Annotated in this window: 19 protein-coding genes; 11 read left to right on the top strand and 8 right to left on the bottom strand. The window is 36.0% G+C overall.

Translation table 11 applies throughout. The annotated features are described in order from the left end of the window. Positions 1-11 precede the first annotated feature (11 nt). The 10 genes from ACRD62_RS11870 (at position 12) to ACRD62_RS11825 (ending at position 10,236) form a co-directional block, all read left to right on the top strand. Positions 12-332 (top strand): P-II family nitrogen regulator, encoded by a 321-nt coding sequence (locus tag ACRD62_RS11870; RefSeq protein WP_430820329.1) that lies wholly within the window; start codon positions 12-14, stop codon positions 330-332. Between the two features lie 119 nt (positions 333-451). Further along, the gene (locus tag ACRD62_RS11865; RefSeq protein ID WP_430820328.1) at positions 452-832 is read left to right on the top strand and encodes a P-II family nitrogen regulator; all 381 of its coding nucleotides are present in this window, start codon (positions 452-454) and stop codon (positions 830-832) included. Positions 833-844: 12 nt separating this feature from the next. After that, a complete protein-coding gene (gene nifD, locus ACRD62_RS11860) occupies positions 845-2,476 on the top strand; it encodes a nitrogenase molybdenum-iron protein alpha chain (RefSeq protein WP_430820327.1) in 1,632 nt (543 codons plus the stop codon). A gap of 11 nt (positions 2,477-2,487) precedes the next feature. Further along, positions 2,488-3,870: a nitrogenase molybdenum-iron protein subunit beta gene (gene nifK / locus ACRD62_RS11855; protein WP_430820326.1), complete on the top strand. Its 1,383-nt coding sequence runs from the start codon at positions 2,488-2,490 to the stop codon at positions 3,868-3,870. Between the two features lie 336 nt (positions 3,871-4,206). Beyond that, positions 4,207-5,562, top strand: a complete 1,356-nt coding sequence (gene nifE, locus ACRD62_RS11850; RefSeq protein WP_430820325.1) for a nitrogenase iron-molybdenum cofactor biosynthesis protein NifE — start codon at positions 4,207-4,209, stop codon at positions 5,560-5,562. A 2-nt stretch (positions 5,563-5,564) separates the two neighbouring features. After that, a complete protein-coding gene (locus ACRD62_RS11845) occupies positions 5,565-6,956 on the top strand; it encodes a nitrogenase component 1 (protein ID WP_430820324.1) in 1,392 nt (463 codons plus the stop codon). Between the two features lie 36 nt (positions 6,957-6,992). After that, the gene (gene nifB, locus ACRD62_RS11840) at positions 6,993-8,252 is read left to right on the top strand and encodes a nitrogenase cofactor biosynthesis protein NifB (protein WP_430820323.1); all 1,260 of its coding nucleotides are present in this window, start codon (positions 6,993-6,995) and stop codon (positions 8,250-8,252) included. A gap of 138 nt (positions 8,253-8,390) precedes the next feature. After that, positions 8,391-8,696, top strand: a complete 306-nt coding sequence (locus ACRD62_RS11835) for a (2Fe-2S) ferredoxin domain-containing protein (RefSeq protein ID WP_321410556.1) — start codon at positions 8,391-8,393, stop codon at positions 8,694-8,696. A 42-nt stretch (positions 8,697-8,738) separates the two neighbouring features. Further along, entirely contained in the window at positions 8,739-9,854 is a 1,116-nt protein-coding gene (locus ACRD62_RS11830) for a homocitrate synthase/isopropylmalate synthase family protein (RefSeq protein ID WP_430820322.1), read from the top strand. 13 nt (positions 9,855-9,867) lie between these two features. After that, on the top strand, positions 9,868-10,236 hold the full coding sequence (locus ACRD62_RS11825) for a hypothetical protein (protein ID WP_430820321.1): 369 nt from the start codon (positions 9,868-9,870) through the stop codon (positions 10,234-10,236). 57 nt (positions 10,237-10,293) lie between these two features. On the opposite strand, the gene ACRD62_RS11820 is transcribed toward ACRD62_RS11825, so the two are convergent. The 8 genes from ACRD62_RS11820 to ACRD62_RS11785 form a co-directional block, all read right to left on the bottom strand. Further along, the gene (locus tag ACRD62_RS11820) at positions 10,294-11,550 is read right to left on the bottom strand and encodes a T9SS type A sorting domain-containing protein (RefSeq protein ID WP_430820320.1); all 1,257 of its coding nucleotides are present in this window, start codon (positions 11,548-11,550) and stop codon (positions 10,294-10,296) included. Positions 11,551-11,580: 30 nt separating this feature from the next. Further along, the gene (locus ACRD62_RS11815; protein ID WP_430820319.1) at positions 11,581-12,282 is read right to left on the bottom strand and encodes an LrgB family protein; all 702 of its coding nucleotides are present in this window, start codon (positions 12,280-12,282) and stop codon (positions 11,581-11,583) included. Then, positions 12,272-12,625, bottom strand: coding sequence for a CidA/LrgA family protein (locus ACRD62_RS11810; protein ID WP_430820318.1), 354 nt, complete (start codon positions 12,623-12,625; stop codon positions 12,272-12,274). Before ACRD62_RS11810 ends, ACRD62_RS11815 begins: the two co-directional genes overlap by 11 nt. Positions 12,626-12,706: 81 nt before the next feature. Beyond that, positions 12,707-13,252: a hypothetical protein gene (locus tag ACRD62_RS11805; protein WP_430820317.1), complete on the bottom strand. Its 546-nt coding sequence runs from the start codon at positions 13,250-13,252 to the stop codon at positions 12,707-12,709. 136 nt (positions 13,253-13,388) lie between these two features. Beyond that, a complete protein-coding gene (locus ACRD62_RS11800; RefSeq protein WP_430820316.1) occupies positions 13,389-14,381 on the bottom strand; it encodes a serine/threonine dehydratase in 993 nt (330 codons plus the stop codon). A 108-nt stretch (positions 14,382-14,489) separates the two neighbouring features. Next, complete coding sequence (locus ACRD62_RS11795; protein WP_430820315.1) at positions 14,490-15,200, bottom strand: hypothetical protein; 711 nt, start codon at positions 15,198-15,200, stop codon at positions 14,490-14,492. Positions 15,201-15,592: 392 nt separating this feature from the next. Next, on the bottom strand, positions 15,593-17,062 hold the full coding sequence (locus ACRD62_RS11790) for a glycoside hydrolase family 30 protein (protein WP_430820314.1): 1,470 nt from the start codon (positions 17,060-17,062) through the stop codon (positions 15,593-15,595). Between the two features lie 245 nt (positions 17,063-17,307). After that, positions 17,308-17,715: a hypothetical protein gene (locus ACRD62_RS11785; protein ID WP_430820313.1), complete on the bottom strand. Its 408-nt coding sequence runs from the start codon at positions 17,713-17,715 to the stop codon at positions 17,308-17,310. 305 nt (positions 17,716-18,020) lie between these two features. Here ACRD62_RS11785 and ACRD62_RS11780 point away from each other — a divergent pair, with 305 nt between their 5' ends. After that, positions 18,021-21,257: a S41 family peptidase gene (locus ACRD62_RS11780; protein ID WP_430820312.1), complete on the top strand. Its 3,237-nt coding sequence runs from the start codon at positions 18,021-18,023 to the stop codon at positions 21,255-21,257. Positions 21,258-21,370: the final 113 nt, after the last annotated feature.

The raw sequence follows: 21,370 nt of genomic DNA, 5'->3' as shown, positions 1-21,370 counted from the left end.
CGACTATGTTAATGATAAAAGCGATAATTCGCCCAGAAAAAACAAGTAAAGTGTTAAAAGCTTTGTTCGAAGCTGGTTACATAGCTGTTACAAAAATGCCTGTTGTAGGTCGTGGTAAGCAGCGAGGAATCAAAATTGGTGATGTTACCTATGATGAGCTTCCAAAAGAAATGTTAATAATGGTGGTAAAAGACGAAGATAAAGACTTTGCAGTTACTACAATTATGGAGGCTGCTCGCACTGAGCCTAAAGGTGCTTTCGGAGACGGTAAGATATTTATTTCTCCTGTTGACGAATCGTACACTATCAGTAGAGGTAGTAAGGAACTTTAATCAATTAACCTGATTCTATGTAACTAACCGAAAGAGGTGCCAGGTACAATTCCTCTTTACAAGCTAAAGAAAAGTACTGATTTCGGTAAGTTTCATATGACCATTAAAAAACTAAGCAGATGAAATGTGTAATGGCCATAATTCGCATCGATAAGATGAACGAAACCAAAAGAGCTTTAAGAGATGCAGGTATCACTTCAATGACAGCATCAGGAAAAGTTTTTGGAAGAGGTAAAGGCTTATGGGATGCAAAAGTAATTGAGGGAGCTAAAAATGATACTCCTGAGGCACTGGAACTACTGGGTAAAGAACCGCGTCTACGTCCACAAAGGGTAATCCAAATCATTATCCCTAATAATAAAGTGGAAGCATGTGTTGAAACAATTATCGAAGCCAATCAAACTCCTTCTCCAGGTGATGGTAAAATATTCGTTCTTCCAGTTAGCGAATCCATCAGAGTTAGAACCGGTGAAAGAGGTGATTCAGTGTTGGACATTTAAAAAAAGAGTGCAATGGTAAAAAAGAAAGATATCACAAAAGGATTACCTGATCCATCCCCACTTATGGATGAGATCCTGGCAAAATACCCTACAAAAATTGCTAAGAAGCGTAAGAAAGGGATGGTAATTAACGATCCTTCTGAGGAGCAAGAAATTCAGGCTAACATTCGTACTATTCCTGGAATTATAACTCAAAGAGGTTGTACTTACGCAGGTTGTAAAGGGGTAGTTTTAGGACCTACAAGAGACATTATTAACCTGGTACATGGTCCAATTGGATGTAGTTTCTACGCATGGTTAACCCGTCGTAACCAAACCCGTCCAGCTGAGGGAGAAGATAACTTCATGATGTACGCTTTCTCAACTGATATGCAAGATGAGAACATCGTATTCGGTGGAGAGGCAAAATTGAAAGATGCTATCCGCGAAGCAATGGAAATTTTCAACCCAAAAGCGATAGGTATATTCTCAACTTGTCCGGTAGGTTTGATTGGTGATGATGTTCATGCAGTAGCTCGCGAAATGAAAGCAGAAACCGGAATCAATATCTTTGGTTTTAGTTGTGAAGGATACCGTGGTGTATCACAGTCTGCTGGTCACCATATTGCCAATAACCAGGTGTTTAAAAACGTTGTAGGTCTTAACGATCGCGATCGTAAAGGTAAATTCCAGATTAACCTGTTAGGTGAATATAATATTGGTGGTGATGCTTTTGAATTAGAGCGTTTATTCGAAGAAGCTGGTATTGAGTTATTATCTACTTTCTCAGGAAACTCTACTATCAAAAGTATGGAATACTCGCACACTGCTGACTTAAACCTGGTAATGTGTCACCGTTCTATCAACTACATCGCTGAGATGATGGAGACAAAATACGGTATTCCATGGTTCAAAGTTAACTTCATTAGTGCTGAAGGTACTGCTAAGTCACTTCGTAAAGTAGCTGAGTTCTTCGATGATGCTGAACTAACAGCTAAAGTAGAAGAGATTATTGCAAGAGAAATGGCAAAAGTTGAAGCTGTTAAAGCAGCTGTGAAGCCAAAAACAGAAGGTAAACTAGCCATGATGTTCGTAGGAGGATCTCGCGCTCACCACTACCAGGATCTTTTCAATGAGCTAGGAGTTACTACCGTATCAGCAGGTTACGAATTTGCTCACCGTGATGACTACGAAGGACGTCACGTGATTCCAGATATAAAAATTGATGCAGATTCACGTAACATCGAAGAGATTACTGTTACCAAAGATGAAGAGCTTTTCCGCGACGATCTTGTTGCTAAAAAAGAAGCGGCTGTTGCAAAAGGTATGGAATTCAGCGATTATGTTGGAATGATGCCTGAAATGAAAAAGAATTCATTGGTAATTGATGATGTTAACCATTGGGAAACAGAAAAGTTAATTGAGTTCTACAAGCCAGACATGTTCTGTGCAGGGATTAAAGAAAAATATGTGGTTCAGAAATTAGGGGTGCCTTTGAAGCAGTTACACTCTTATGATTATGGTGGTCCATATGCCGGATTTGAAGGTGCTATCAACTTCTATAATGAAATGGAAAGAATGTTGGGTACTGATATCTGGAAAATGGTTGATGCACCATGGAAATCAGAACCAGAGATTGTAGGTAGTTTCGCTTTTAACGGATAGGAGGATACATTATGTTATTACGTCATACAACAGATAAAGTAAAAGAAAGAAAGGCTTTAACCGTAAACCCGGCTAAAACTTGTCAGCCGGTTGGAGCCATGTACGCAGCCCTTGGTATTCATGGATGTTTACCACATAGCCACGGTTCTCAGGGATGTTGCTCATACCACCGAAGTGCTTTAACACGTCACTATAAAGAGCCAGTAATGGCAGCCACCAGTTCATTTACCGAAGGTTCTTCTGTATTTGGTGGACAAAGTAACCTTTTGCAGGCGATTGGTAATATCTTCCAAATTTATGAGCCAGATATTATTGCTGTTCACTCAACTTGTTTATCAGAAACTATTGGTGATGACCTTGCTCAAATCGTTACAAAAGCTCGTACTGACGGTAAGGTACCTGAAGGAAAGCATGTAATCCAGGCTCCAACACCTAGTTATGTAGGTAGTCACGTTACAGGTTACGCTAACATGTTAGAAGGTATTGTAAAATATTTCCCTACAAAAACTGATAAACTGATCAATCAGATCAACCTATTGTCAGGATGGGTAGAGCCTTCAGATATGAAAGAGTTGAAGCGTATCATGGGCTTGATGAAAGTAAACAATGTATTGTTACCTGATACTTCTGATGTTTTGGATACTCCAATGACCGGTAAATACGCCATGTATCCAAAAGGAGGAACTACCATTCCTGAAATGGTAAGTATGGGTGACAGTCTTCATACTTTAGCTCTTGGAGAATGGGCAACGAATAAAGCCGCTATTGCTTTGGATAACAGCTGTAAAGTAGCCTTTACTCAGGAGGATTTACCAATCGGTATCAAGGCGACAGACCGTTTCATTCAAGCGCTATCTAAAGTAGCTGGTGTTTCTGTACCAGAATCAATCAGCGACGAGCGTGGTAAACTAATGGATTTAATCACTGATATGCACCAATATCTTTATGGTAAGCGTGTAGCCCTTTTTGGCGATCCTGATCAATTAATTCCATTAACTGAGTTCTTATTAGATATGGATATGAAACCTGTATACATTGTATCTGGTACTCCTGGTAAGAAATTCGAAAAACGCATGAGCGCATTGTTAAGCGAACGTTGTCCGGAAGCTAAATTTAAAAATGGACCACAAGCTGATATGTTCCTGTTGCACCAATGGATTAAAGAAGAAGGAGTTGATTTGTTAATGGGTAATACATATGGCAAGTATATTGCTCGTGATGAAAACATTCCTTTCGTTAGAATGGGATTCCCTATCCTTGATCGTGTTGGACACAGTTACTTCCCAACTTTAGGTTACATGGGTGGTATCCGTATCTTAGAAAAAATGCTTAACGAGATCATGAGCTACCAGGATGCTACTTGTCCTGATGAAAAAGTAGAATTGGTTATGTAATTGCAAATTTTTGAGCCTAATACTAATAATGCATTGATGAGGAGGAGCAGGAGAAGTTTTTCTCTACCTTTTATGACACATTCCAGTTTTTAAATATTCGTCTCCTGCTTCCTTTCTTCGTCAATTCATTATCTCATCAAACAAAAAAGTTTGTTTGAATAAACTAAAAAAATACCGGAAAGAAGATAGCCCACAAATTTTGAAATGTGTCTGCTTAACATTCTCTCTATTATTGATTGACCTTTGTAATGCATTTACACCATTTACTCTTGACATTTCAAAAGGGCTCCTTCACCGGTTAAATAAAAAGAAAATTAACCTATAAAAATGACGACGATGGAAAGGTTAATAAAAGAAAGAGATAATCAAATTCATACCATAGGAAGCTCAAAGCATGAGGTAGCCTGCGAAAAGAAAAGTCTGGCAGGTAGTGTTAGTCAAAGAGCTTGTGTTTTCTGTGGATCAAGGGTAGTACTTTACCCAATTGCTGATGCTTTACATTTAATTCATGGCCCTATTGGGTGTGCGGCCTACACCTGGGATATCCGTGGAGCAATGTCATCAGGACCTCAGTTACACCGCCTTAGTTTCTCAACCGACCTTAGAGAAAAGGATGTAGTTTTTGGTGGTGAACCCAAACTTAAGAAAGCCTTAACAGAACTTATTGAAGCCTATAAGCCTAAAGCAGCATTTGTATACTCTACCTGTATTGTGGGTGTAATTGGCGATGATGTGGAAGCTATTTGTCGCGAAGTATCAAAAGAGCAAGGTATTGATGTTATACCTGTAATGGCAGAAGGTTTTAAGGGTACTAAAAAAGATGGATATAAAGCGGCTTGTGATGCTTTATCTACATTGGTTGGTACCGATAATGATTACGAAGCTCCTGAATACAGTATTAATATTTTAGGTGATTTTAACCTTGCTGGTGAGCTTTGGATTTTGAAAGATTATTACGAAAGAATAGGAGTTAATATCATTACATGTCTAACAGGTGATGGTAGAATAAACGAAATACGTAAAGCTCATAAAGCTTCTTTAAATGTTGTGCAATGTTCAGGTTCAATGATGCACCTGGCCAAAGAGATGAAAGAGAAATACGGTATTCCGTTTAAAAAAGTATCCTATTTTGGTATAGAAGATATGTCAGAAGCCTTGTACGAAGTAGCAACTTTCTTTAAAAATGAAGAGATGCTTAATAAAGCCCGTACTTTGGTTTCAAACGAAATACAAGAGCTGATTCCTGCTCTGGAACCATATAAAAAGAAATTAACTGGTAAAAAAGCTGCCATTTATGTTGGAGGGGCTTTTAAAGCCATCAGTCTTGTAAAGGCATTGCGATTGCTGGGAATGGAAACGGCAGTAGTGGGTTCGCAAACTGGTAACCAGGATGATTATAACCTGTTAACCAAACTTTGCGACAAGGGTACTGTGATTGTTGATGACTCAAATCCAAATGAGTTATCAGAATTTGTAAAAGAAAAAGGAGTTGACTTATTCATTGGAGGTGTTAAAGAACGCCCCATAGCTTATAAACTGGGTTTAGGATTTTGCGATCATAATCATGAGCGTAAGGAAGCCTTAGCCGGATACGAAGGAATGCTAAATTTTGCCAAAGAAGTACATGCATCAGTTTGTAGTCCTGTTTGGCAGTTTTTCAACAGACCATCATCAACCAACGAAAATGAATAGCTATGGATAAGTTACCTAGATTAAAAGATATACGCCCATTTGTATCAACCCGTAACGCATGTAAATTGTGTTCTCCATTGGGCGCCAGTATTGCCTTAAAAGGCATTGAAGGATGTGTTCCTGTTATTCATGGTTCACAAGGGTGTGCCACATACATCCGTCGTTATATGATTAGTCATTATAAGGAGCCTGTAGATATTGCTTCATCAAATTTTAGTGAAGAAACAACCATTTTTGGTGGAGCTGAAAACCTGAGAGTTGCTTTAGGAAATGTAATTGGCCAGTACAAGCCAAAAGCCGTTGGTGTAGCCACAACCTGTTTAAGTGAAACCATTGGTGAGGATGTAGAGCTGATGCTGAATCATATCAAAGGCATGACTAATGATGAGGAATGGCCTGACTTGTTTACGGTATCAACACCAAGTTACCAGGGTACTCATATGGATGGTTTTCATGCCACTATTTTACAAATGGTAAAAAACTATGCCAAGGATAACATTAAAAACGAAAAAGTTAATGTGTTACCTAACCTGGTTTCACCTGCTGATATTCGTCATCTAAAGGAGATATTTACCGATTGTGGATTAGATGCAATTATTTTACCTGATTATTCAGATACTTTGGATAACGGTGCATGGGATAAATACTACAGAGTACCTAAAGGTGGAACTCCTATAAAAGATCTGAAATTATGTGGTGGAGCTAAAGCAACTTTCGAAATGGGTGAGTTTACAAAGGTTAGTGCAGGTAAAAATACCAGTGGAAACCTTAGTGCTGCAGCCTGGCTTGAGAAAGAACATGGAGTTGCTAAGTATCAAAGTATACTACCTATAGGAGTAAAGGCTACCGATGTTTTATTCAACAATATAGCCACTATAAGTAGTGAAGAAACTCCTGAAAAATATCAGGCTCAAAGAGCTCGTTTACTGGATTCATATGCCGATGGACATAAATATGTTTTTGGAAAAAAAGCCATTGTCTATGGAGAAGAAGATTTAGTGTTAGGCATCTGTGCTTTTCTTGATGAAATAGGAGTGGAAGTTATTTTAGCTGCAAGTGGAGCTAATAATAACCTTACCGAAAGATTAAAGTACCATTGCCCTTCAAACGCTGAAACAATAAAGGTTATGTCTGATTCGGATTTTGAGCAAATCAATGAACAGGCACACGAGTTGAAACCAGATTTTATTGTTGGTAACAGTAAAGGTTATTACATAGCCAGAGAACTTGAGATTCCTATTATTCGGGTTGGATTTCCAATTCATGACCGTTTGGGCGGACAGCGAATTAAGCATTTGGCATACGAAGGAACACAGGAATTATTCGACCGAATAGTGAATTCATTGATTGAATACAAACAGGATAATTCACCAATAGGATACAAATACATTTAATATAAATCGATTATAAACCTCTTTAAATATACTCTCATGAAAGATTTTTCTAAACATCCGTGTTTTAACAAGGGAGCGCATCATACTAATGCAAGGGTTCATTTGCCGGTAGCACCTCAATGTAATGTGAAGTGTAACTACTGCAATCGTAAGTTCGACTGTGTAAATGAGAGTAGACCCGGAGTTACCAGTAATGTTCTACAGCCAGAACAAGCTCTGGAATATGTAAAGAAGTTAAAGAATATTATGCCCGAACTTACCGTGGTTGGTATCGCTGGGCCTGGTGATCCGTTTGCCAATGCGGAGAAAACCATGAAAACACTTCGCTTAGTGAAGGAAGAATTTCCGGATATGTTGTTGTGTGTTTCTACCAATGGCTTGAATGTTGGGCCTTATATTGATGAATTGAAAGAACTGGATGTATCTCACGTAACCGTTACCTTAAATAGTTTCCGTCCTGAAACATTAGAGAAAATATATGGATGGGTACGTTACGATAAAAGAGGTTATTTCGGTAAAAGTGCCGGAGAAGTTCTTTTGGAGAACCAATTGGCAGCCATTAAAAAGATGAAATCTTTAGACATGGTTGTAAAAGTTAATTCGATTGTTATTCCTGGTATTAACGATCATGAAATAGAAGAAGTAGCAGAAAAAATAGCGGAACTGGGAGTGGATCTGATGAATACAATTCCTTTGTTTCCTGTTAAAGATACGCCATTCGAGGACTTAAAAGAACCATCGTCGGAGTGGATGAAAGCATTGCGCCAAAGAGTTGAAACTTATTTGCCACCTATGTCACATTGTGCACGCTGCAGGGCCGATGCAGCGGGACTATTAGGGAAAGACTCAGCTGAAGCGGCGCAATTGCTTTCTGAAGCTGCAAAACTTACCATAAATGATGGAGAAGAAAGACCTTATGTGGCTGTTGCCAGTATGGAAGGTATATTGGTTAACCAGCATTTAGGAGAAGCAGACCGAATTCATGTTTTTAAAGAAACACCCAATGGTTATAAACTGGTTAATATCAGAACAACACCAGACAGAGGAGCAGGAGATAAGCGTTGGCTCGAATTGGCAGATACTTTAAATGATTGTCGTTCAATGTTGGTGGGTGGTATCGGACCTAAACCTTCAAAGATTCTTGCAAAAAGTGGAATCAAAATAGTTGAGATGAGTGGGATGATAGATCAGGGTCTGGATCATGTCTATAAAGGAACAGAATTAAGAACGCTCTGTAAATCTGAAGTATTTAAATGTGGTTCAGGTTGCACTGGTAATGCTTCTGGTTGTGGTTGATATTTTATAAGTAGAACAGTTTTTAGGCAGAAGGCAGAAGTGTTGGTTATGACGAAATAAAATCTTAATACTTCTGTCTTGTTAATTAATAAAGCAAATAACAGACATAAATAAACTAAACAAATAAAATCGAATCGTATGAAAAAGCCGGATTATCACATTTTAGTATGTAATTCCTTCAGAATGGCAGGCGATGCGCAAGGTTACTGTAATAAAAGTGGAGCAGTTGATCTGATACAGTACCTGATGGAAGAGTGTGACGACAGAGGTCTTGATGTTACTGTTTCAACAACAGGATGTTTAAATGTTTGCTCACAAGGACCAATTATGGTTATTCATCCAAATAACCTTTGGTATGGAGGTGTTACTGAAGAGCGCATCGATGAAATATTGGATGCACTTGAAGAAGGAGAAGCTGTAGAGGATTACTTGATTACAGACTAGTAATTAGGCAGATTTTAAAATATAAATTTAAATTCCTTTGTTATGGCCTACAAATTAATTGATACGACTTTGCGTGATGGAGAACAGGCTCCGGGTGTTTCTTTTTCGTTAAAGGAAAAGATGGAAATTGCTGCTTTGCTTGATGAAGCAGGAGTTCAGGAGCTCGAAATAGGTACGCCTATTATCTCTGACAAAGAAGAGAAAGATATTAAGGCATTAATTGCACAGGGATTTAGATTTGATTCAACGTGTTGGGCGCGTGCAAACCGTGCCGATTTGGAAGCGTCGTTGCGCACAGGTGCAAAGCGGATCAATATTTCCTTCCCCGTATCTGCAATACATCTGGCGTCGATGAATAAAGATCGTTCCTGGTTAATGCAAACGCTTCAAACAATGATGAAAGAAGCCCGTGAAAGGTTTGAATTTGTTTCAGTGGGTGCTCAGGATGCATCGCGCACTGATCAGACATTTTTAAATGATTTTATCTCTCAGGCTATTAATTTGGGAGCTGATCGAATACGTCTGGCTGATACTGTGGGTATCATGAATCCGTTAAGTACAGCAGAAATGTTTAAACGTTACAAGGAGCTTTGTAATGGCGTTGAGCTGGAGTTTCATGCCCACAATGATTTGGGCATGGCTACAGCCAATACGCTGGTTGCATTGCAGTCTGGTGCAACATGCGTATCACTTACCGTTAATGGTCTAGGCGAGAGAGCCGGTAATGCTGCCCTGGAAGAAGTGGTTGCAGCGCTTCATTATTCGGTTCATCAGAATAATAGAATTAATCTGGAGACTTGTACCAGGTTAAGTAGTTTTATTGAAAAGGTTTCGGGCAGGAAGAATTCTGTTTCAAAACCAATTGTAGGAGAAAGAGTTTTTTCGCATGAATCAGGTATTCATTGTCGTAGTTTAATAAATGATCCAATGAGTTATCATGCATTTAATCCAAATGATATTGGTCAAAATAGCAGATTTATCATTGGAAAACATTCAGGTAGTGCAGTAATTCAATCTGTACTAAGCGAAGTAGGTGTTCATTTATCTAAATCAGAATCTCAAAAAGTTCTGGATGCAATCAAAGAACGTGAAAAGAGTTTGAACGGTGAGGTAGATAAAGATGAATTGTTCGCTATTTATAAGCAATTGTTTAATTAGTTTTAAATATGGTGTGGCAGAATCAAAAACACTAATTGAACAAGGCTTTAAGTATTGTAAGCATGTTGAGGGATTTAAAACTTCTAAATTATTAACCATACCCATTTTGGTTAATATGGCCGGAATGGCAGGTGAATGTTTACTCGGTGGGTTATCTCAGAAATATCAGTTAATTGCCGATCATGGTGATATTATAAGTCATCTTACCCTTTTAAAAACAGTATTGATTATTCCAGAGGACGTTGAGACGGCCTCTCAAAATATTGCCCGAACAACTACGATGTGTAGCATAAATACAAATGACGAAATTGTATTGGGAGAATTGGCAAATGATATTAAAATCTTGAAAGAGTGGGTTGCAGATAAAATTAGAGAGGTTTGAAAAATGCCTGCAACCTTAAAGAAAATGCGCATGACGAAACGGTAGTCATGCGCTTTTTTACTTTTTCACAAACTCTAAATTTGAAGTTATCCCATCAATTGTTATTAAACAAATATATGCTCCCATGTGTAAATGGCTAATATCAAGTGTAACATTGTTTCTGGATTGCAATGCAATACATCCTGAAAGGTCATAAACTTCTATCAGCAATTCTTGATACGTTCTGTTCATTATGATATTTAAATGGTCATAAGCTGGATTGGGGTAAAGAATTGGATCGATAGTGACAACAGTATTTATGTCAAGGTCCGTACTTGAATCGCAATAATCAATTCTAGGATTTGTTTGACTATTACAAGGAGAATTGTATTTCGATTGATTATATATAGAAATGGGAATATCACTCCAGGATAAAGCTTGTACCAATCCCATATCAATTTGTTCTGTACTTCCATTGCCCAACGCTATTTGCTTTGCTGTTACATTACCAGTAAAGGTATAATCAGCCAATGCATCCAGCAATCGAAAGGTTACATAATAGTCTAGGGCATCAAATTCACTATCACCAGTATATTGTGCAGGAAGAGTATGGTCAGCTTCATAATTGTATCCTTCAATTGTTGATGAATAAGCTATGAGACAATCTTTATTCTCCTTTCCAATGGAAATATTATTAAAAATGTCCATTCCCATACGATGATCATTTGATGTGTCATCATCATATATAACAGTTAAAAGATTACAGTCATTTGGGAAGTTCTGTAATTCCTCTTGTGTTATTTCCAACGCATACCAAGGAGCCGAACAATACATAAAACGTCCGTTTTCTCCCCAGTTATTTTGGGTGAATAATTTATACGCATTGCATGGAGTAGCTCCGCCACCAAATGATTGACCAAAGAAACCGACCTGAGTTGTATCGATAATTGATTTTGCTGTTCTAGCAGCTTTCATAAAGCCATTTCGTAGTGTTACATAACGTTCAGTGTTATCTATCCCAATTGATTTATAAGGAACAAATACAACAGCAAATCCTCTGGATGCAATATGTCGAAGTGTTTCAATGTGATAAGCGGTATCTACTGATGCATAACCGTGTGAATAAAAAACCGTAGGGACCGGAGTTGTAATATCAGAAGGATAAAAAATAGAGATATCTCTTAATAGCCAATAATCATTAGTGATATTTAGTACTGAGACGTCATGTGTACCATTGGCACCGTATCCTTCATAAATTGGTTCGATGGGTCCTTGATATTGTGCCTTAATAGATAATGTTATTAAGCAAGTTGCTAAAACAAAAAAATATTTCATGAGTCGGTTTTGGCTCAAATGTAAGTAATTTTAATACCACCCCACAATTTGCAATATTGTAGCAGAAATTACTGTTGTAATAGCAGCAACTCCAATTGCCAGACTACTAACGGCGCCTTCTGTTTCACCCATTTCAATGGCTTTGGTCGTTCCCAAAACATGAGCCGCGGTACCTAATGTTAAACCTTTGGCAATAGGGTGGGTTATTTTAAGTATTTTATATAATATTTTCGCTATTGCAGCTCCCAATAATCCGGTAATAATAATGGAAATAACAGTAATGCCTTCTACTGCATTTAAAGAGTTACTTAATGCAATGCCTATTGGAGTGGTTACAGAATGTGGTATAAGTGAACGTTCAAGTACATCATTTAAATGAAAAATACGAGATAATATAATCACAGAAATAAATGAGGCAGCCACTCCACTAATAATACCTCCAATAATTGAGTATTTATGTTGTACTAATAATTTTCGCTGTCGGTATAATGGTAAAGCCAATACAACTGTTACCGGACCAAGAAAAGCATGAATAAAACCTGCTCCTTTAGTATAATGTTCATATGGAATGTTGAGTTGAGTAAGGAATATAATGATTGCAAATGCACTTATCAGAAGTGGATTAATCCAGTTTTTTTTATGGCGTTTACGTAACCATATACAACCAAAATATAGTCCAAGTGTTAACAAAATTCCAAATAAGTGTGTATTTGTCAGGGCTTCAGTCATCATTCTTTTTTTTAATTAAAAACTGTGTTATAAGACCTGTAATAATCATTACAAATAAAGTTGATAAAACAATGGTACTAATGGTTGCGGCCAGATGCCCTTCCAGGAATTGATATGAAACCATTACACTAACTCCAGCAGGAATAAAGAAAAATGGCATATTATCAAGTAGGAAAGAGGCAGTTTCTGCTATATGTTCCTCTTTCACCAATCCTAACAGTAAAAAAGTTAGTAGTATCAACATGCCAATAATACTGCCTGGTAAGGGTAAAGAAAGTGCTTCACTTAATAATTCTCCGGCAAAATTGATTGAAAGGATAATCAGAAGTTGTTTAAATATTTTCATTCCCCGCAGTTAAAATCAGATATCATGCAAAAATAACACAATTATCAAAACAATTAGAACTGCCTTTGCTTATTGATTTATTTAATTTTTAAGAACAGTTTTTTCCTGTATCAATTGTAACCACTGATATAATTGAATAGCTGCTTGTGAAAGGTTTTCTCTGCTACAATCTCCACTTTGCTTAAGCAATATCCTATGGTATTTATGAGTTCGATTATTCAGTATATAAGCTGAATAAACAATGGTGCCGGCATCAGCCATCTCACATTTAAGGTCGGAAATTGGTCCTATTGAGGCCTGATAGATTTTAGCGGCTTTATCTATAATCTCATAATTATCAATAGAATGTGTAATTGAATCGGTAAATGTAAGATTTTCATTCATTGCTTCTTCATGAAAAGTTCCATCATCTTCGATAAAATTCCATTCACTTGGGTTGTTGTAATAGTATATATTGCCCGAACAGTCAATCAGAAAACCATTGTGTTGATACACCCATGCATAATTTAGATACTCTACCTGAAATAGAATTCTTTGATTATTTGGTAAGATTTCAGTGTCTTTCTGACAAGATGTGAGCAAAAAAATTATGAAAAAAGTAAAAATGGAAAATAAGATTCTTTTCATCATATCTGTTTTATTCATTGATGAAAAGATAAATACATGGTTGCGTATTAAATGATAAAATTAAGCGTTTTAGTAGTTACAATTTATATCTCGTTTTATTACCTCAATACGGTGAAATAAAGCTGATGTTAAAGTGTTAAGAGTTTAGTAAGGGTATGGAATCAAGATAATTATTTTTCCATAGTGCGGTTTGAGTTATATTATCAATGTTGCCTCCGGAAAGGATGATCATAACACGTTTTTTATTTTTTTGTGTTTTCAACCATTGAAAAGCAGCTTCCATTGCCATGGCACTGGTAGGTTCTATATGCAATTTTAACAAATGAGTTAGCCATTGGGTCCAGTAAATGATTCTAGACTCACTTACCTCATAAAATTCATCCAATTGTTTAAGATATTCAAAAGTGATATCACCAACCGACATTGTCATTGCACCATCTGCAAGTGTGTCTGGCGTTGCATTTAGTTTCTGAATAGAACCCTGTCTTAATGATTCGGCAGCATCATTGGCATTTAATGGCTCTGCACCAACAACTTTAGTCTTAGGTGATAAAGAACGGGTTGTGATTAATGTTCCTGATAATAAGCCACCTCCACCACATGGGGCACAAATGGCATCAATAGTTTCTACTTGTTTCAGAGCTTCAAATGCAGCAGTACCCTGACCAGCGATAACCTGTTCGTGGTTAAAAGGGTGAATCCAATACGTGCCTTTGTCAAGTGAAGCTTGTTTAACTTTTTCGTCGGTGATAATTCTATTCTCAGATAAATCAACTAGCGCACCATACGCTTGCGTAGCCTGTACTTTTACTTTAGATGCATAAGCCGGCATATAAATAGTTGACGGAATATTAAACTGACTTGAAGCATAAGCAACAGCCTGAGCATGATTTCCTGAACTATTGGCAATTATTCTATCAGGTTTGATATTATTTTCTATTAACCACGAAACTGTATTACATGCTCCTCGTGCCTTAAACGCTCCAATTTTCTGAAAACATTCAGCTTTAAATAAAATGCTATGTCCTAGCCAATCATTTAATAATGAAGATTGTATTACGGGTGTTTCATTAATGAACGGTTGAATACGACTACTGGCATTTTTTATATCCTCGATTGCTAGCGGCATATTGAATAATATTTGGATTCAATAAATATATATAAAATCAAAAAAAGGATGAAAGCTTAAGCAATCATCCTTTATAATGTCTAAAGATATTAATTATCAGATATGATCTTAATTTTCTTTATTCTGTAAAGAAGCAATATAATCCCAATCTGCTTGATTAACACCAAAAATGCTATTGGTTAACTTCCAAACAGATTGCTGAATCTTACCTTGAATAACATTATAGTCAGACATGTTATCGCTGAATTCAGAAATATCTATTTTTTTAGGTTCCAAAGCGTTGACTAAATCCTTGAAGGACTTAGAAGCTGTAACACCTCTGATTATATATGTGTCAACAGTTCTACTTGCTGGTCTACCTTCATTTAAACATTGTAAATAAAATTTAACTTGAACCTTACTATGGCCAAGTACATGTATTCTGATGGTTTGCATACACATTCCACTTTGTCCATCTTCTTCTAAACATTCAAAAATAGTTCCACCTTTAATTTCTATATCACAATCTTCGGCATTAGCATTTCCAAAGGTTAGTTCACATTGTACCTGACTACCACAACCTCTTTCTCTTCTATCTGAAGTTTTCTTTAAAGAAAGGTCGACATCAGTAATTTCAATTGAAGAAAGTCCTGTAATGGCAGACATTTCAATTCCAGCTGGCAATACAAAGGCTTCTGAGATTTCAAAATCACCGGGTGTTTCACCCATACCAGGGATGTTTCCTGATTCAATTTCAGTATTTTCTTTCTCACACGAAGCAAGAAAAGTCATCCCAATTGTTAAAATAATAACAAACAGTTTTTGGCTAAGTCTAATCATATCTTATTTATTTAATTTGTTCCAATACTAATTCAGCAAAATTCTATTATTCCCAATTAAATGTCAATAGGGAAATGATTAAATTGAGATTAATTGTGACAGACGTGCTTAATTAAATGTCAAGTTGATATTCTAGGAACAATATTTAAGGTTTTCTATTTGTGTGTACTCTAGTTTTTATAACATAACTGTTCTTAAAAGCAATTAAATAGATTGTATATCATTTAATCTCGCAATTGGATGTTTAGATTATTTATTATACAAATAAAATTCTATGTACTTAAAACAATAAAAAAGTCCCAATTAATGGGACTTATACAAACATTCAGTCAATTGTGTTGTCGGAATGGGTTGGTTTGTATTGAAACATGACTTAATGCCATATTAATATTTTAGTTCATCTGGAACGAATTTAATGAATGACCAGGAAGGTTAACTTCCAGGTATTTCGTACCTATTTTTACAGTTATTTCTTTAGCCTCATAATTAAAATTTCCCGCAAATATTGATAATTTCCCTTGTGGATTTTTTATAATCATAACAGGCGTTTTTTCATCTTTATTATTTACAAAAGCCAAAATTTTGCTACCTGGAGTGATATATTGAGTATAATGTTTAACTGCAAAATATTCGGGAGTATAAGTTGCTGTTTTGGTTTTGGAATCCACACGGATAAGAGCATTTTGCTTCCAGCCCCAGCCACTTATTCCGTCATCACTCAAAATAGCATTCCAAAATGTATATTCTTCGCAACCGTTGCCCAGATAATGATTTATCAACTGAAAGGTGTGTTCTGCAGCACCCCAGTCAAATGATCCCCAGCCACATTCGCTTTCGGTTTGTACATATTTATAATTAGGATATTTCTCACGAAGTTTTGGAAGAATCTGACCACCTTCCCATTGAAATCCAACACCGTCAAATGTTTCAGGCATACGTGGATCCGATAAAACCTGATCAACAACATCATAACGGTTGGTATTTATGGTTCCAAAATATAATTTAACATCAGGATGTTGCTTCTTTAGGGCAGGAGCAAGATATTCAGCATTAAATTGTATAATCCCTTCAGGAGTCCAAGCACAGCCAGGGTAGGGAGTATAACTCCAGGGTTCATTTTGGAACATTACCATATCAATATTTATCCCTTCTTCCTGATAAGCTGAAATAAATTTGCAGAAATAATTGGCATATGTTGTCAGATAACGTGGTTCTTGTATAAAGTAGTTATTAACTGTTATTTGATGCGGAAAAACACTGTTGTCTTTTTGTTCTAATCCTTCAAATAAAAGAAAATTCATTTTTGGATCCATTTCATTATACTGATCATTACTAACGACTGAGTAATAATGATTAATCTTCATCCAGGACGGAGGTGACCAAGGTGAAATCCAAAAACTTAGTTTCGGATTTTGCTCTTGTGCTGCTTTTATAAACGGAATTAGCGTAGTTTTATCCCTATCAATATTAAAGTATTTAAGCTGAAAGTCACCTGATACTTCATCGCAACTATACCAATCACGGGCATAATCATTGGCATTCATTGAAAAACGACCTAAAGTAAATTGCAAATCTCCACTTGGCGAGAATAAGTTTTTAAGGATTGATTCCTGTTCTTCTCTTGGAAGTAAGTTTAACGCATCCCAACCGCGTTCATTAAAACAAGTTCCCCAAGCTTTAAAGGTTACAATATGTTCATCTCCATTAACCTCAAGAATAGGCTCAGTTGATGACTTTGATTGTAATTTAACTTTCGATTGTTGCCAGGTATTTCCTTCCGTACTAACGGTCCATGTTAATGTTTGAGCTTTAACTAATAAGGAAGTAATACTAAATAGAATAATTAGAAAGGTTATTTTCATGATTGTTCTTGAATATAGTTACATTATATAATCACAAATTTATTGGCTTACAGTTGTTAATCATGTAGTAAATTCGTCAATTACAACCAGAAAATAATCAATAAAGAAATATGAGTGATTATTCCGATTAATGATTAGATATTATATGCGAACTGAATAATTCATGGTTGTTTAATGCCTTTAAATCCCAAAGAATTGTCAATTTTCTGATTTATATTTTTGAAACTAATTGTAGAAAAATAAGGTTATGTAGAAGATTTCATATTGTTAATTGCTTCTTCTATTAAAGTTCTGACTGATTTTTTAATTCCAAATTGAGAAATAGCAGTATCTATGCCGGAGACAGTATGAATTTGAAATCTTTTATACTTTTGAAACGATTCCAATAAATTACTGAAAACAACTTGATTTGGTGTATGAGTTAAAAAAACGATTATTCTTTTCGTTTGTAATGATGGATGCTTCCGGATGTTATCTGCAAATATTCTTATTTCATCCATATCTATATTAAATTCAGCTTCTCTGAAATCAAAAAGGGATTTAAGATTTGAATTATAATCCTTATCCGATAAACTCTGAATAATATTTGTATACAGATCATTAATAAGAACTTTATTTCTGAAATATCGAATTATCAGGTTATGCTCTTTCAAAATTTTATATCTGTGTACACAACTTTCCATTTAATGAATAATGTCAATAAATTATAAACAATCAGATAATGCAGATTGTATATTTAGGGAAAAGTATGGATTTGGGTGGACAGTTAATTTTTAGTTTCTAATTCAAATTTACTAATTATTTGGAGTAGGTAGTAAGATGTATCTTAAAATTTTAAATAGTTTTCACTTTTTGAACAAATTTACTTTATTGAATATAAAGATTTAACTTCTTACATTTGATTTTCCTAACAAAATGCATACGAAGAATTCACATAAACTTTTAAACCTTAATAACTATGAAAAGTATGAAGTGGGCTTTACTTGCTTTTTTTGCAGTATTTTTTGCTCAAAGTTTTGCTCAACCAGTTTGGATGAGATATCCTGCCATTTCACCTGATGGCAAACAAATTGTATTTTCTTTTAAAGGAGATATTTATAAAGTTGATGCTGAAGGCGGAATGGCTGTGCCGTTAACAATTCATCCATCTCATGATTACAGGCCAGTATGGTCTCCTAACGGAAAATCTATTGCATTTGCATCGGATCGTTATGGGAATTTTGATGTATTTATTATACCTGCAGAAGGAGGTAGTGCACGACGATTAACTTATCATTCAACAAACGAGGTGGCTTATTCATTTACACCTGATGGACAGAATATAGTTTTTTCAGGTAGGATTTTGGATGATGCCGCTTCAACACAGTTTCCATATGGCCGATTTTCAGAGTTATATAATGTGAACATTGAAACGGGTGATGTCAATCAATTATTAACCACACCTGCAGAGGAAGTTGTATATAGTACGAATGGTGATTTTATGCTGTACCAGGATTATAAAGGGTATGAAGACCCTTGGAGAAAACATCATACTTCAGCTGTTACACGTGATTTATGGAAATATAATATTGCAGATGGTTCGCATACTCAGTTAAGTTCATTTAAAGGTGAAGACAGGTATCCTGTATTGTCCTCAGATCAGCAAACCGTTTATTACTTAAGTGAGCAGTTTGGTACTTTTAATGTTTGTAAATTTCCTTTGAGTGATCCTGCAAAAGTGAGTCAAGTTTCGTCGTTTAAAAATCACCCATTACGATTCCTTACCATTTCAGAAAATGATGTTCTTTGTTATGGCTATAATGGTGAAATATATACACAAACACCCGGACAAGATCCTCAAAAGGTTAATGTTGAAATAAACCTTGATAATGGTGACAGTGAACTTGAATACATGAGTTTAAGCAGTGGTGCCAATGAAATGGATTTATCTCCGAATGGTAAAGAAATAGCCTTTATTGTAAGAGGAGAGGTGTTTGTAACTTCAACTGAATATGGAACTACTAAAAGGATTACTTCTACTCCTGAACAGGAAAGGTCAGTGAGTTTTAGTCCTGACGGAAGATCATTAGTTTATGCTTCTGAAAGAAATGGAAGTTGGAATTTATATCAATCAACAATAGTAAGTGATGATGATTTATATTTTTCCAATTCAACACTTATAAAAGAAGAACCAATCCTTGAGATTGATGAAGAAACCTTCCAACCACATTATTCGCCTGATGGTAAGGAAGTAGCTTATCTGGAGAACAGAGTCATATTAAAGGTAATTAATCTAAAGACGAAGGCTGTCAGAACTATTCTTGACGGTAAATATAATTACTCCTATTCTGATGGAGACCAGTGGTATCAATGGTCTCCTGATAGTAAATGGTTTTTAGTTGATTATACACCAAATCATTGGATGGTTAATGAAATAGGATTAGTGCCGGCTGATGGTTCAGGAAAAGTCATTAATATAACAAAAAGTGGATATGGTGATAACCGGCCACAATGGATGATGAAAGGAAATGCGATGATTTGGTTTACTGATAAAAATGGTATGCGAAATCATGGTAGTTGGGGTGCTACAGATGATGTATATGCTTTGTTTTTTAATCAGGAAAGCTTTGATCAGTTCAAACTGACAAAAGAAGAACTTGAATTGAAAAAAGAGGCAGAAAAAGAAAAGAAAAAAGATGATACATCTGACGATAAAAAGAAAGACAAAAAAGGGGATGATAAAGAAAAAGCCGATGAATTGATCAAAATTCAGATGAATGGATTGGAAGATCGTAAACAACGTTTAACCATTCATTCTTCATCACTTGCCGGAGCTTTGCTTTCTCCAGAAGGAGATAAATTATATTATTTAAGTCGTTTCGAAAAAGGTCATGATTTATGGGTACAGGATTTTAAGAAGAACGAGACAAAAAAAGTAGCAGTACTTGATGGACAAGGAGGTTATATGCAGGCCGATTCTTCGTTCAACAATATTTTTGTAATGTCGGGTGGTAAAATAATGAAGATTAGTACTTCTGATAACAGTACCAAAGCTGTAAGTTACAAGGCCGAAATGTACCTGGACACTCAAGGTGAAAGAGAAGCAATGCTTGAACATGCCTGGCGTCAGGTGATGCGAAAGTGGTATCGTAGTGATTTGCATAATGTTGATTGGGAGTTTTATAAGAGTGAGTATTCCAGGTTTTTACCTTTCATCAGTAATAATTACGATTTCTCAGAAATGATGAGTGAATTGCTGGGTGAAATGAATGGATCTCATACTGGTTGTCGCTATTATCATAGTGCAAAGGGAGGTGATCAGACAGCTCATTTAGGTTTATTTTATGATAATAATTACGATGGATTAGGTCTAAAAATTACAGAGGTAATGGACAAAAGTCCGGTAGTGGATGATGAATCTAAAATAGCTACAGGAGTAATTATCGAAAAGATTGATGGTGTTCAGGTTACCAATGCTAATAAGTATAAAATAATGAATCATAAAGCAGGTAAACCAACGTTGCTAGGTTTATACAGCCCTGCTAGTGGACAAAGATGGAATGAAACAGTTAAACCAATTACACAAGGTCAGGAAGATCAGTTGTTATATGAACGATGGATAAAAAACAGGAGAGAGGAGACGGAAAAACTATCGAATGGCACCATTGGTTATGTCCATGTAAGAGGAATGGATTCTCCAAGTTTCCGTGAGTTCTACTCTGAAGTTTTAGGCCGTAATCATGATAAAAAGGCTTTAATTGTTGATACCCGCTTTAATGGTGGTGGCTGGTTGCACGATGATTTGGTAACTTTTTTAAGTGGTAAGCGATATGTTGATTATTATCCAGGTGGACGTTTCTTTGGTTCAGAACCCATTGCTAAATGGAATAAACCATCCTGTGTACTTATGAGTGAAGGAAACTACTCTGATGCGCATGCTTTCCCATTTGCGTATCATGCTTTGGAAATTGGTAAATTAATAGGAATGCCTGTGCCTGGTACAATGACTGCAGTTTGGTGGGAGCGTATGCAGGACCCTTCATTGGTTTTTGGTATTCCGCAAGTAGGAGCCAAAGATATGAATGGACAGTATCTTGAAAATTCGCAATTAGAACCAGATGTGAAGGTTAAAAATACCTATGAGATTATGACATCAGGTAGAGATGAGCAGTTAGAAAAGGCTGTTGAAGTTATGATGGAAGAGGTGAAAGAATAAAATTATAAGAGCATAATTAAGGCTTGAAAAGCAAATGATTGGGTGATTTTGATATTTATCAAAGTTACCCAATTGTTATTTTTTAAAAAGAGTTTTCCTTGGTAATTAATATT

This window comes from Carboxylicivirga caseinilyticus, assembly GCF_050589785.1.
Taxonomy (GTDB): domain Bacteria; phylum Bacteroidota; class Bacteroidia; order Bacteroidales; family Marinilabiliaceae; genus Carboxylicivirga; species Carboxylicivirga caseinilyticus.
This window is presented reverse-complemented; position numbering and strand designations above follow the sequence as displayed.